The sequence below is a fragment of the Streptomyces sp. NPDC008121 genome, assembly GCF_042957155.1.
Taxonomy (GTDB): Bacteria; Actinomycetota; Actinomycetes; order Streptomycetales; family Streptomycetaceae; genus Streptomyces.
The window spans coordinates 1-12,693 of the sequence record NZ_JBIBHT010000010.1 but is presented as its reverse complement, the minus strand read 5'-3'; the positions used below and the strand labels follow the sequence as shown (position 1 = coordinate 12,693).

11 protein-coding genes are annotated in these 12,693 nt (G+C 72.8%); 9 read left to right on the top strand and 2 right to left on the bottom strand.

From position 1 onward, the window contains the following. Positions 1-20: 20 nt before the first annotated feature. Entirely contained in the window at positions 21-425 is a 405-nt protein-coding gene (locus tag ACFZBD_RS29455; protein WP_391146115.1) for a metallopeptidase family protein, read from the bottom strand. A gap of 655 nt (positions 426-1,080) precedes the next feature. Between ACFZBD_RS29455 and ACFZBD_RS29450 the strand changes: the two genes are divergently transcribed. The 8 genes from ACFZBD_RS29450 (at position 1,081) to ACFZBD_RS29415 (ending at position 10,198) form a co-directional block, all read left to right on the top strand. Continuing rightward, a complete protein-coding gene (locus tag ACFZBD_RS29450) occupies positions 1,081-1,509 on the top strand; it encodes a DUF3499 family protein (RefSeq protein WP_391146112.1) in 429 nt (142 codons plus the stop codon). A gap of 287 nt (positions 1,510-1,796) precedes the next feature. After that, positions 1,797-3,164 (top strand): phosphomannomutase/phosphoglucomutase, encoded by a 1,368-nt coding sequence (locus ACFZBD_RS29445; protein ID WP_391145397.1) that lies wholly within the window; start codon positions 1,797-1,799, stop codon positions 3,162-3,164. A 655-nt stretch (positions 3,165-3,819) separates the two neighbouring features. Then, positions 3,820-4,002 (top strand): Trm112 family protein, encoded by a 183-nt coding sequence (locus ACFZBD_RS29440; protein WP_391145394.1) that lies wholly within the window; start codon positions 3,820-3,822, stop codon positions 4,000-4,002. Positions 4,003-4,180: 178 nt separating this feature from the next. Beyond that, positions 4,181-5,338, top strand: coding sequence for an SIS domain-containing protein (locus tag ACFZBD_RS29435; RefSeq protein ID WP_391145392.1), 1,158 nt, complete (start codon positions 4,181-4,183; stop codon positions 5,336-5,338). A 79-nt stretch (positions 5,339-5,417) separates the two neighbouring features. Further along, positions 5,418-6,569, top strand: a complete 1,152-nt coding sequence (gene manA, locus ACFZBD_RS29430; protein WP_391145390.1) for a mannose-6-phosphate isomerase, class I — start codon at positions 5,418-5,420, stop codon at positions 6,567-6,569. 69 nt (positions 6,570-6,638) lie between these two features. Next, positions 6,639-7,604, top strand: coding sequence for a cation diffusion facilitator family transporter (locus tag ACFZBD_RS29425; protein WP_391145387.1), 966 nt, complete (start codon positions 6,639-6,641; stop codon positions 7,602-7,604). Between the two features lie 337 nt (positions 7,605-7,941). Further along, on the top strand, positions 7,942-9,399 hold the full coding sequence (ahcY, locus tag ACFZBD_RS29420; protein WP_391145383.1) for an adenosylhomocysteinase: 1,458 nt from the start codon (positions 7,942-7,944) through the stop codon (positions 9,397-9,399). Between the two features lie 166 nt (positions 9,400-9,565). Further along, positions 9,566-10,198 carry a hypothetical protein gene (locus ACFZBD_RS29415; RefSeq protein WP_391145381.1) on the top strand — a complete coding sequence of 211 codons (633 nt, stop codon included), beginning with the start codon at positions 9,566-9,568 and terminating at the stop codon, positions 10,196-10,198. Here ACFZBD_RS29415 and ACFZBD_RS29410 read toward each other — a convergent pair. Continuing rightward, entirely contained in the window at positions 10,195-11,169 is a 975-nt protein-coding gene (locus ACFZBD_RS29410; RefSeq protein ID WP_391145379.1) for an RDD family protein, read from the bottom strand. The genes ACFZBD_RS29415 and ACFZBD_RS29410 overlap by 4 nt on opposite strands. Positions 11,170-11,288: 119 nt before the next feature. Between ACFZBD_RS29410 and ACFZBD_RS29405 the strand changes: the two genes are divergently transcribed. Next, positions 11,289-12,296, top strand: coding sequence for a stage II sporulation protein M (locus ACFZBD_RS29405; protein WP_391145376.1), 1,008 nt, complete (start codon positions 11,289-11,291; stop codon positions 12,294-12,296). The last annotated feature ends 397 nt before the right edge of the window (positions 12,297-12,693 follow it).

Genomic DNA, 12,693 nt, shown 5'->3' with positions numbered 1-12,693 from the left:
CCGTGGCGTGCATCCGCCGGTCAGTCCTGCCCGTAGCGGGGATCGACCGTTTCGGGGGACAGGCCCAGCAGCTCGGCCACCTGCTCCACCACGACCTCGTGGACGAGCAGCGCCCGCTCGTCGCGGTTCTTGGAGCGGATCTCCACGGGCCGGCGGTAGACGACGACCCGCGCGGGGCCGCTCTTCTCCGCCGGTACGGACCCCCCGAGGGGCACGGCCTCGCCCGTCACCGCGGGCGGCACGTCCAGGACCATGAACTCGACCTCCGCCAGCTGCGGCCAGCGCCGCTCCAGCCGCTCGACGGAGTCCAGGACCAGATCGCGGAACGAGTCGGCCCGGCTCGCGGACAGCGGGACCTGCGGCGGGGCCACCGGCCCGCGCATCCCCCGCCCGTGCCGGTCGCGCCGACGCGGACGCGCCTCCACGGCACCGGCGCCCGACGCGGCGGGGGCCGACGCGCCCGGACGCGACTCGTTCGGGTGCGACTCGTTCGGGTTGGCCGTGCCGTCACGCGGCTCGCCCTCGCCGGACCCGGTCACACCGGCCTCGGCATCGGACTCATCCTCGGGCTCGCTCACACCGGCCTCGGCATCGAGCTCGTCAGCGGACCCGCTCATGCCGGGCTCGTCACCGGACTCGCTCGTGCCGGGGTGGTCACCGGGCTCGCTCATGTCCGAGCCGCCCGGGGCGGAGCGGCCCGGGCTCGCGTCGGCCGGGCCCGGCCCCGCGGAGGCAGGCTCCGCCGGGTTCGACGACGGACGGGACGAGGGGCGCGGCGGCACAGGACTGTCCATCACTGACGCAGCGTAACTCTCCTCGGTGTTCCTCGGCCGGGCCGCACACAGGCCGGGCCCGGATCGGCCGGACCCCGCTGTCGTTTATTGAGCATTCCGGCCAAGCGACGGCTCGTTTCGGTAGGTAGCGGAGATCGGCCATCTGGCCGTCCTTGACCGGATCGGCGCCGAGCGCCGTCCGGATCGACCGCCGCCGCGGCCCCCGTCGGCCTCCTCCCGCGCAGGTCAGCGGGGCGGTCCGGGGACGCGCCGTGGCGGACGTCACACCGCGACACGGGCGAGTGACCTGGCGGAGAGTCGTCGCGGCCCGCTCAAGAGTGCGGTACCGTCCAACGTCGTGAGCCCTGTACGTCGCTGTTCGCGCACCGCGTGCGGCCGCCCTGCCGTCGCGACACTGACGTACGTCTATGCCGACTCGACTGCGGTCCTCGGCCCGCTCGCCACCTACGCCGAGCCCCACTGCTACGACCTGTGTGCCGAACACAGCGAGCGCCTCACCGCCCCGCGCGGCTGGGACGTCGTGCGGCTCACGGACGGCTCCGCTCCGTCCCGGCCCAGCGGGGACGACCTCGAAGCCCTCGCCAACGCGGTGCGGGAGGCGGCACGCCCCCAGGAACGCGCCGCCGAGGCGGGCGGCAAGGGCGGCCGTGGCGGCGACCCGGTGGAGGTCGGACGCCGCGGACACCTCCGGGTCCTGCGCTCCCCGGACTCCTGACACCCCCGACGCCCCCGAGGCGGAACGCTTCCGCGACGATCCGCGTCCCCGGGCCGTGTCTCCCTCGGCGGCGCGCTTTTATGGCCGCCCGTGCGTCCCCCGTACCTCCCCCGGCGGAACGCTTCCGCGGCCGCCCGTCCCGCCCCGTGCACCCCCGGCACCTGCCGAAACCGGCCACCGGTACCCGACCGACCCCTCGGTCTGCGTAGGGACGCCCCGCCCCGGGTAGTTTGGGCGCTCCGTACACGCGCCGCATACGCGTGCGGTGACTTCAGGAGGGTTGTTCCGTGGCTGCTGATCTGTCGCAGATCGTGAAGGCGTACGACGTCCGCGGGGTGGTGCCGGATCAGTGGGACGAGGGTCTCGCCGAGCTGTTCGGCGCCGCGTTCGTACGGGTGACGGGCGCGGACGCGATCGTCATCGGCCACGACATGCGCCCCTCGTCGCCGGGCCTCTCCGACGCCTTCGCGCGCGGCGCCGCCCGCCTGGGCGCCGACGTCACGCTGATCGGGCTCTGCTCCACGGACCAGCTCTACTTCGCCTCCGGCCGGCTGAACCTGCCCGGCGCCATGTTCACCGCCTCGCACAACCCGGCGCAGTACAACGGCATCAAGATGTGCCGCGCGGGCGCCGCCCCGGTCGGCCAGGACACCGGCCTCGCCGAGATCCGCGCCCTCGTCGAGCAGTGGTCGGAGCAGGGCGCGCCCGAGGCCGCCGGGACCACCGGCGACATCACCCGCCAGGACACCCTCGCGGACTACTCCGCGTACCTGCGGGGCCTCGTCGACCTCACCGCCATCCGGCCGCTGAAGGTCGTCGTGGACGCGGGCAACGGCATGGGCGGCCACACCGTCCCGACCGTCCTCGCGGACCTCCCGCTGGACGTCGTGCCGATGTACTTCGAGCTCGACGGCACCTTCCCGAACCACGAGGCCAACCCCCTCGACCCGAAGAACATCGTCGACCTCCAGGCCCGGGTCCGCGCCGAGGGCGCCGACCTCGGCCTCGCCTTCGACGGCGACGCCGACCGCTGCTTCGTCGTCGACGAGCGCGGCGAGCCGGTCTCCCCGTCCGCCATCACGGCGCTGGTCGCCGCGCGCGAGCTGGCCAAGCACCCCGGCGGCACGGTCATCCACAACCTGATCACCTCCTGGTCGGTCCCCGAGGTCGTGCGCGAGAACGGCGGCACGCCGGTCCGCACCCGCGTCGGGCACTCCTTCATCAAGGAGGAGATGGCCAAGACGGGCGCGATCTTCGGCGGCGAGCACTCCGCGCACTACTACTTCAAGGACTTCTGGAACGCCGACACCGGCATGCTCGCCTCCCTGCACGTCCTGGCGGCCCTCGGCGGCCAGGACGGCCCGCTCTCCGACCTGGTCTCCGCCTACGACCGGTACGCCTCCTCCGGCGAGATCAACTCCACGGTCGCCGACCAGACCGCCCGCATGGCGGCGGTCAGGGCCGCGTACGAGGGCCGGGAGGGCGTGACCCTGGACGAGCTGGACGGGCTGACGGTGACGTCCGAGGACTGGTGGTTCAACCTCCGCGCCTCGAACACCGAGCCCCTCCTGCGCCTCAACATCGAATCCCGCGACGAGCCCACCACGGCCAAGCTCCGCGACGAGGTCCTGGCCCTGGTCCGCGCGACGGCCTGACGTACGCGACACCGCAGGGCCCACGAGGGCGCCCGCGAGGACCGGAGACGGCCCGAGGCCCACGAGGGCCCGAGGCCCACGAGGGTGCCCGCGAAGACCCGAGGCCCACGGGCCTGACGCCCGGCGCCGGGCGTCAGGCCCGCGATGGCCTGCCGGGACGCGCGGGCCGTCGCCCTTCGCCCCCGGCCCGCGCTGACCGCCGACACGGAACGGGGCCGGAGCTCCCGCCGGAGCCCCGGCCCCGCCGCCCCGTACGGGTGGCGCCCGGATCACCCCGTACGGATCCGACTCGGGGCCCGCCCCACGGCCCCGGCCTCCACGGCCCCACGGCCCCACGGCCCCGGCCCGGCCCCGCAGGCGCTGCGCCGGGCCACACCCCCCGGACCGCACCCTCCGGCATCCCGCCCCACCCCCGTCGGGTGCGCGCCCGCTTCCCTTCGGCACCGCGCCCGCTCCCCGTCGGTTTCCCGTCGCTTACGCACCGGATCCTCGCCGGGTGACGAGGCGGGCATCGACACGACACCCGGCGATCCACGGCACCGGACGCCGCTCCCTGATCCGGCCTGACCGACACGACACCCCCTTGTGGCCCGGCGGTAGGCTGACCTGGCCCGAAGCCCGCCCGTACCACCATGTTCGTTCGAAGGGACACCTCATGCCGCTCGAAGCCGGCCTCCTGGAGATCCTGGCCTGCCCGGCCTGCCACGCGCCGCTGAACGACCGCACGGCGGCCGAGACCCCCGAGCTGGTCTGCACGGGCGACGACTGCGGCCTGGCCTACCCGGTCCGCGACGGCATCCCGGTCCTCCTCGTGGATGAGGCCCGCCGCCCGGGGTAGTGGCGAACAGCAGCCGCCGACGGCGCTGCCCGGCCGCGGCACGCCCGCCGGCCGGCATCCGAGACGCACGGATGGTGCGGGTGGCGACACGGGCCCGGTCGACGGCCGGGCACCACCGGGACCACCCCCCCCAGCCGCCCGCCCCACCCCGACCCGCCCCGCCCGCATCGGAGGCCCCATGCTGGACGAGACCCTCCTCGACGCACCGGACGCCCTGGCCGTCGCCGACCGCCGAGGCCTCCTGCGCGGCGCCGCCGAGGCGGGCGCGCGGGTACGGACCGCCGCCCGGCACGCCGCCGAGGCCGGGATCGCCGACCTCCGCCCCGAGGGCCGCCCCCGCGCCGTCCTCGTCGCGGGCCCCGGCACCGCGGCCGCGTGCGTCGCCGATCTGATCGGCTCCCTCGCCGGAGCCGCCGCCCCCGTCATCCGCCTCCAGCCCACCGGCGTCGCCGCCGCCGCGGGCGCCCTGCGCTGGGCGCTCCCGGGCTGGGCCGGCTCCGTGGACCTCCTGCTCATCCCCACGACCGACGGCTCGGAGCCCGGGCTCGCCCTCCTCGCCGAGCAGGCGTACCGCCGGGGCATCACCGTCGTCGCCGTCGCCCCCAGGACCTCCCCGCTCTCCGAAGCCGTCAACGGCTCCCACGGCCTTCTCGTGCCGATGGCCACCGCCCCCTTCGAGAGCGCCGAGGAGACCTCCGACGACCTCGCCGCCGGCCCCAGCGCCCTCTGGGCCCTGTTCACCCCGCTCCTGGTGCTGCTCGACCGGGTCGGCCTCCTCGACGCCCCCCAGGAGACCCTGGAGAAGGTCGCCGACCGGCTCGACCGCACGGCCGAGCGCTGCGGCCCGGCCATCGCCACCTACAGCAACCCGGCCAAGACCCTCGCCGCCGAACTCGCCGACTCCCTCCCGCTGATCTGGACCGAGGGCGCCGCCGCCGGCCCGGCGGGCCGCCGGTTCGCCGCCGTACTCGCCGAACTGGCCGGACTGCCCGCACTCGCCGCCGAACTCCCCGAAGCCCTGCCCGCCCACGGCGTGCTGCTCGCGGGCGACTACGCCGCGGGGGCGGACCCCGACGACTTCTTCCGCGACCGGGTCGACGAGCCGCAGGCCCTGCGCGCCCGGGTCGTGCTCCTGCGCGACCGGCCCGCCGGCGGCCTCACCGCCGCCCCGGCCGCCCGCGAACTCGCCCTCAGCCACGAGACGGCCCTCAGCGAACTGGAACCGGAGGAGGGCGGCGAGCTGGAAGCCCTGGCCGAACTCCTCGCCGTCACCGACTTCGCCGCCGTCTACCTCTCCCTGGCCTCCGCAGGCGTCACCCCCCACACCACCACCTGACCCGCCCCCCACGGCACCTCCCCGGGACCCTGGGCCCGGGCCTCGCACACCCGCACCCCCGAGGAAGGCTGGAAGGCCCATGGACCGCCTCGTCAACACCGTCCGCCCCTACGCCTGGGGCTCCTCCACGGCCATCCCGGAACTCCTCGGCACCACCCCCACCGGCGAACCCCAGGCCGAACTGTGGATGGGCGCCCACCCCGGGGCCCCCTCCCGCACCGCGCGCGGACCCCTGAACGAGGTCATCGACGCCGACCCCGTACGCGAACTGGGCGCGCCCACCGTCGAGAAGTTCGGCCCCCGCCTGCCGTTCCTGTTCAAGATCCTCGCCGCCGGCGCCCCGCTCTCCCTCCAGGTCCACCCCGACCTCGCCCAGGCCGAGGCCGGCTTCGCCGCCGAGGAAGCGGCCGGCGTCCCGATCCACGCGCCCCGGCGCAACTACAAGGACGCCAACCACAAGCCCGAACTGATCTGCGCGCTCACGCCGTTCACCGGCCTCTGCGGCTTCCGCGCCCCCGGCGAAGCCGCCGACACCCTCGCCGCACTCGGCGTCGACTCCCTCAAGCCGTACGTGGACCTCCTGCACGCCCACCCCGAAGAGGCGGCCCTCCGCGAGGTCCTGACAGCCCTGCTGACCGCCGACCACGAGGAGATGGGCCACACCGTCGCCGAGGCCACGGCCGCCGCCGACCGGCTCGGCGGCGCCCACGCCCCGTACGCCACCCTCGCCCACCACTTCCCGTCCGACCCGGGCGTCATCGCGGCCATGCTCCTCAACCCCGTACGGCTCCAGCCCGGCGAGGCCATGTACCTCGGCGCCGGAGTGCCCCACGCCTACCTCGACGGCCTCGGCGTCGAGATCATGGCCAACTCCGACAACGTCCTGCGCTGCGGCCTGACCCCCAAGCACGTCGACGTACCGGAACTGCTCCGCGTCGTCCGCTTCGAGCCGACCGACCCGACCCTCCTGCGCCCCGAGGCCACCGAGTCGGGCGAAGAGGTCTACGACACCCCGATCGACGAGTTCCGCCTCTCCCGCTACGTACGGGCCGAGGGCGCCGCCCCCACCGACATCACCGCCGGCACCCCGCAGATCCTGCTCGCCGTCGCCGGCCGGCCCACCGCCGGCGAACTGCCCCTCGCAGCAGGCGAGTCCGTCTTCGTCCCGGCCGGAGAGCGGACCGAACTGTCCGGTGCGGGTACGGTCTTCCGCGCCACCGTCATCGCCTGATGTAAAAATGTGCGGCCGCACAGCGGCGGCGGCACGGCCCCAGCATCGACGAAGGGAACTCGTACACCCATGAGCGCGTCAGGCGGAACCAAGGCGATCGTGGCGGCACTCGCCGCCAACCTCGCGATCGCGGTAGCCAAGTTCGTGGCGTTCCTCTTCAGCGGTTCGTCCTCGATGCTCGCCGAGAGCGTGCACTCCCTCGCCGACTCCGGCAACCAGGGCCTGCTCCTCCTCGGCGGCAAGCGCGCCCAGCGCCAAGCGACCCCCCAGCACCCCTTCGGCTACGGCCGCGAGCGGTACATCTACGCCTTCCTCGTCTCCATCGTGCTCTTCTCCGTCGGTGGCATGTTCGCCATCTACGAGGGCTACGAGAAGATCAAGCACCCCCACGAGATCGAGGCCTGGTACTGGCCGGTCGGCGTCCTCGTCTTCGCGATCATCGCCGAGACGTTCTCCTTCCGCACCGCCATCAAGGAGTCGAACCACATCCGCGGCGGGCTCTCCTGGAAGGAGTTCGTCCGCCGGGCCAAGGCCCCCGAGCTGCCGGTCGTCCTCCTGGAGGACCTCGGCGCGCTCGTCGGCCTGATCCTCGCCCTCGGCGGCGTCAGCCTGGCCCTCGCCACCGGCGACGGCCTCTGGGACGGCATCGGCACGCTCTGCATCGGCGTCCTGCTCATCGTCATCGCCCTCGTCCTCGCCGTCGAGACCAAGTCGCTGCTGCTCGGCGAGTCCGCCGGCCTCGACCAGGTGAAGAAGATCGAGGACGCGGTCGTCGACGGCGTGACCGTCACCCGCCTCATCCACATGCGCACCCTCCACCTCGGCCCCGAGGAACTTCTCGTCGCCGCGAAGATCGCCGTCCGGCACGACGAGTCGGCCACCGAGGTCGCGACCGCGATCAACGCCGCCGAGGACCGCATCCGCGCCGCCGTCCCCATCGCCCGGGTCATCTACCTCGAACCGGACATCTACAGCGAGTCGGCGGCAGCCTCCGGCACCAACCCCGCGAAGTCCCCGGGCGGCTCCGGCCACTGAGCCCACCACCTGCGAGGGAAGGGCCCCGGACCACCCGGTCCGGGGCCCTTCCCCGTCCCCGGAAGATCTCCAACCCCCCGTGTCGAGGCCGGATCCGGCCGAATCCCGGCCCCGGGCGGACTGTGGGTCGCCGGGCTGATCGGTGTAGATTCGTGACCAGCCAGACGTCGCTGCTGATGGCGGTCGGGCGGTCCTCTCGGACCGGCCGAGGGAGAGAGGGCCTCCGACGACTGCACCGCGGGAGCACCCGGGCATTCGTATGCCCGTGGGGTCCCGAGCTGCGGTGTCAGGCGCTTCAACCGACCCTCGAACCCGAACCACGAGGAGCAGCCCAGTCATGACGACTGTCGCCAACCAGCAGGACTTCAAGGTCGCCGACCTGTCCCTGGCCGCCTTCGGCCGCAAGGAGATCACCCTCGCCGAGCACGAGATGCCCGGCCTGATGTCGATCCGCCGCGAGTACGCCGAGCAGCAGCCCCTCGCCGGCGCCCGGATCACCGGCTCGCTGCACATGACCGTGCAGACCGCCGTCCTCATCGAGACCCTGGTCGCCCTCGGCGCCGAGGTCCGCTGGGCCTCCTGCAACATCTTCTCCACCCAGGACCACGCCGCCGCGGCCATCGCCGTCGGCCCGAACGGCACCCCCGAGGCCCCCGCCGGCGTCCCGGTCTTCGCCTGGAAGGGCGAGACCCTGGAGGAGTACTGGTGGTGCACGGAGCAGGCGCTGACCTGGCCGAACACCCCCACCGGCGGCCCGAACATGATCCTGGACGACGGCGGCGACGCCACCCTCCTCGTCCACAAGGGCGTCGAGTTCGAGAAGGCCGGCTCCGCCCCGGACCCGTCCACCGCGGACAGCGAGGAGTACGCCCACATCCTGACCCTCCTCAACCGCACCCTCGGTGAGAACCCGCAGAAGTGGACCCAGCTCGCCTCGGAGATCCGCGGCGTGACGGAGGAGACGACGACGGGTGTTCACCGTCTGTACGAGATGATGTCCGAGGGCACGCTGTTGTTCCCGGCGATCAATGTGAACGACGCGGTGACGAAGTCGAAGTTCGACAACAAGTACGGTTGCCGTCACTCTCTGATCGACGGCATCAACCGTGCCACCGACGTGCTGATCGGTGGGAAGACCGCGGTCGTGTTCGGGTACGGCGATGTGGGCAAGGGCTGTGCGGAGTCGCTGCGTGGTCAGGGTGCGCGGGTGATCGTGACGGAGATCGACCCGATCTGTGCGCTGCAGGCGGCGATGGACGGCTATCAGGTGGCCACGCTGGACGATGTGGTGGAGACGGCGGACATCTTCATCACGACGACCGGCAACAAGGACATCATCATGGCCTCGGACATGGCCCGGATGAAGCACCAGGCCATCGTGGGGAACATCGGTCACTTCGACAACGAGATCGACATGGCGGGTCTTGCCAAGCTTCCGGGTGTCGTGAAGGACGAGGTCAAGCCGCAGGTCCACACCTGGACGTTCCCGGACGGCAAGGTCCTGATCGTGCTCTCCGAGGGCCGGCTGCTCAATCTGGGCAACGCGACCGGGCATCCGTCGTTCGTGATGTCGAACTCCTTCGCGGACCAGACCCTGGCCCAGATCGAGCTCTTCACCAAGCCGGAGGAGTACCCGACCGAGGTGTACGTCCTGCCCAAGCACCTGGACGAGAAGGTCGCCCGCCTCCACCTCGACGCCCTCGGCGTGAAGCTGACGACCCTGCGCCCCGAGCAGGCCGCCTACATTGGCGTCCGGGTCGAGGGCCCGTACAAGCCGGACCACTACCGCTACTGATGCCCCGACCGACGGCGCCCGTGCACTGACGCACACCCGTCGACGGCACCCGTAGAGGACTCAGGCAGGCCCCCGCACCCCCGTGCCGGGGGCCTGCCGCGTCCGTCACCGGCGTCCCGGCCCGACCGACCCGGACCTACCGCCCCAGGAACCATCCCGAGGACCCATGCCCCGCGGCCGCTATTCGCTCCATGATCCGCACGATCACACCCCCCTCGGCGAAGAACACTTCCAGTGCGCGCCCGGCCCCTCCGGCTGGCGCTACGTCTCCCGGACCACCACCCCCTCCGGCGACCACGCAGGCTCCGTCGACCTGGCCATCGACGAACTCGGCCGCCCCATCCGCCTCGAACTCCACGCCGCCGACTGGCAGGTCCGCGGCGCGGCCCTCGACGGCGTCACCTGGGTCCGTACCGACCCCACCGGCAGCCATGCCACGGAAGGCAATGTGCGCGCCCACGCCTTCACCGGCACCTCACCGGCGTTCCTCGTCGCGATCAGCCGACTTCTGCGCCTCACCCCCGGTTCCCCCGCGGCCCGCGTCCGGCTCGTCGCCTTCTCGCACACGGTCCTCGCCCCCCTCACGATCGACCAGTCCTGGGCCCTGGTGAAGAGTGAAGCGCACGCCACTGACAACGGCCCCCTGACCGTGGACGAATACCAGGTCAACGCCCTGGACACGGGGGAGCGGCACACCCTCCACCTCGCCGGCGACGTGGTCCTCTCCGCCCCCGGCATCGAACTCGAAGCCCTCGAGACTCCGCCGTCCGTCTTCCCCTCCGCCCCGGACGAGCTCTAGGCGGGAGGCGCGAACCCCGTCGAAGGAGAAGCGGGGGGAGCGGGAGGAGCCGGAGGCACCGGAGCGGAAGCGCCCCCGGGAGCCGCGTGCTCGACGGGACCGGCCGGAGCCGCGAACCCCGCGCCCCCGTAGGGGTGCGGGCCGGGACCGACCGGCGCGGGCGGGGACCCGGGAGCCTGACCGACAGCCGGCCCCGGCCCGAACCCGGCGGGCGCCACGGCGGCCGGGGCGAAGGCCCGCCGCGCCTCGCGAGCCTGCCGCTCACCGACCACCCCGGCCAGATAGTCCGCGGCCGGCACCCCGGCAGGCGGAGGAGTCCCGGTCCGCGCGACCAGCTCATCGGCCAGCCGCTCGGCGAGCTGCCGCCCCACGACCGGATCGAGCTGCCGCACCCGCGTCAGGTACTGACGTATCTCCAGCCACAGCCCGTCCGGCACCGCCGACAGATCCAGCCCGGCGAACCGCCCGGCGAGCCACGGCGGGGGAGGCGGAACGGCCGCGCCACGAGCCACCGGCACCCGCTCCCGTACGACCAGTGTCCCCGCGAAGACGTCCCCGAGGCGCCGCCCCCGCTCCGACACGAGCGACGCGATGCACGCGACGACCCCGAAGGTCATCAGGATCTCCACGACCCCGACGGCGCCCCGCACCAGCGCATGCCGGAAGCGGATCGGCCCCCCGTCGTCCCGCACCACCCGAAGCCCGCACGCCATCTTCCCGAGCGACCGCCCGTGCGACAGCGTCTCCACCGCGATCGGCGCCCCCACCAGCACGAGCAGGAACGACGCGATCGACACCGCCATCTGTGCGGCCTCGTCCAGCGAGGCCGTGGCCAACGCCAGCCCGAGGGTGATCAGCACATAGACCGTGAACACCACCGCGAGGTCGATGCACAGCGCCAGGGCCCGACTCGGCACCCTCGCCGGCCGCAACCCCAGGACGACGGCGTCCCCCGTCACAACCCCGCTCACGACGCCCACCCTTCTCCGACCTTCCCGACCCCTCGGTACGACAGTCTGCCAAGCTGACCCGCAGCGCGCCGCAGTAGGACGGACCCGTACGCACCCAGTGCCTGGAGCAGCAGCCGATCATGGACCTCGACGTCTACGTCACCGCCCACCGCGCCGAGTGGGAACGCCTGGACCACCTCCTGAGCCGCGGCGGCAGACTCACCGGCACCGAGGCCGACGAACTCGTCACCCTCTACCAGCGCACGGCGACCCACCTCTCGCTGATCCAGTCCAGCGCCCCGGACCCCATGCTGACGGCCCGCCTCACCCAGCTCGTCGCCCGCGCCCGCGCCACGGTCACCGGCACCCGCCGCGCCTCCTGGCGCGACGCCGTCACCTTCCTGACCAACGGATTTCCGGCCGCGGTCTACCGCTCCCGCCACTGGTGGGTCCCCACCGCCGTCCTCTCCACCCTCCTCGCGGCGCTCATCGGCTGGTGGATCGCCACCCACCCGGAGGTCCAGTCCGCGATCGGGGCCCCCGCCGACCTGCGCGAGATGACCCGCCCGGGCGGCCAGTACGAGACGTACTACTCCAGCCACCCCGCGGCCTCCTTCGCCGCCCAGGTCTGGACGAACAACGCCCGCGCCGCCGCCCTGTGCCTGGTCCTCGGCGCGTTCCTGTGCGTCCCGGTGCTGTGGATCCTCTTCCTCAACATGCTGAACCTCGGCGTCGGCATCGGTCTGATGTCCGCCGCCGGCCGCCTCGACGTCTTCCTCGGCCTCGTCCTGCCGCACGGCCTGCTCGAACTGACCGCCGTCTTCGTCGCCGCCGGCACCGGCCTGCGCCTCGGCTGGACCCTCATCGACCCCGGCCCGACGACCCGCCGCGCCGCCCTCGCCCAGCAGGGCCGCGCCGCCGTCGGCATGGCCATCGGCCTTGCCCTGGTCCTCTTCGTCGCGGGCCTGATCGAAGGCTTCGTAACCCCCTCGGGCCTCCCCACCTGGGCCCGCATCACCATCGGAATCGGCGCCGAGCTGGCCTTCCTCGCCTACGTCTACGTCCTCGGCGCCCGCGCGTCCCGCACCGGCGACACCGGCGACATCGACGAGCCCGACCGCAGCGCCCAGCTGCCCACCGCAGCCTGATGTGCGGAGCACGCCGCTGACCTGCTAGTCTCCTCCTCGCCCACAAAACCTGTTGACACGGGGGCTGTGGGGAGGTAGATTTTAACGGTTGCCTGAACTGGACAAGTTCGAGGGCGACCCGATAGTGTCTCTCTCGCTCCGGTCGGGAACATCGATTTCCACGGAGCCATCCGATTCCTTATTCGAATCACGAAAGCCACCGATTAGGTCGGCCCGAATGAATCTGATAAAGTCGGAACCGCCGGAAAGGGAAAGCGCGAAAGCGAATTCCAAGAAGGCGAAACCCGCTCCAGCGGGTGGCAGAAACGGAAATCGGATCTGCTAAGCTGGAAACACGAAAGACCGAAGGGAAAAGCCCGGAGGAAAGCCCGAGAGGGTGAGTACGAAGGAAGCGTCC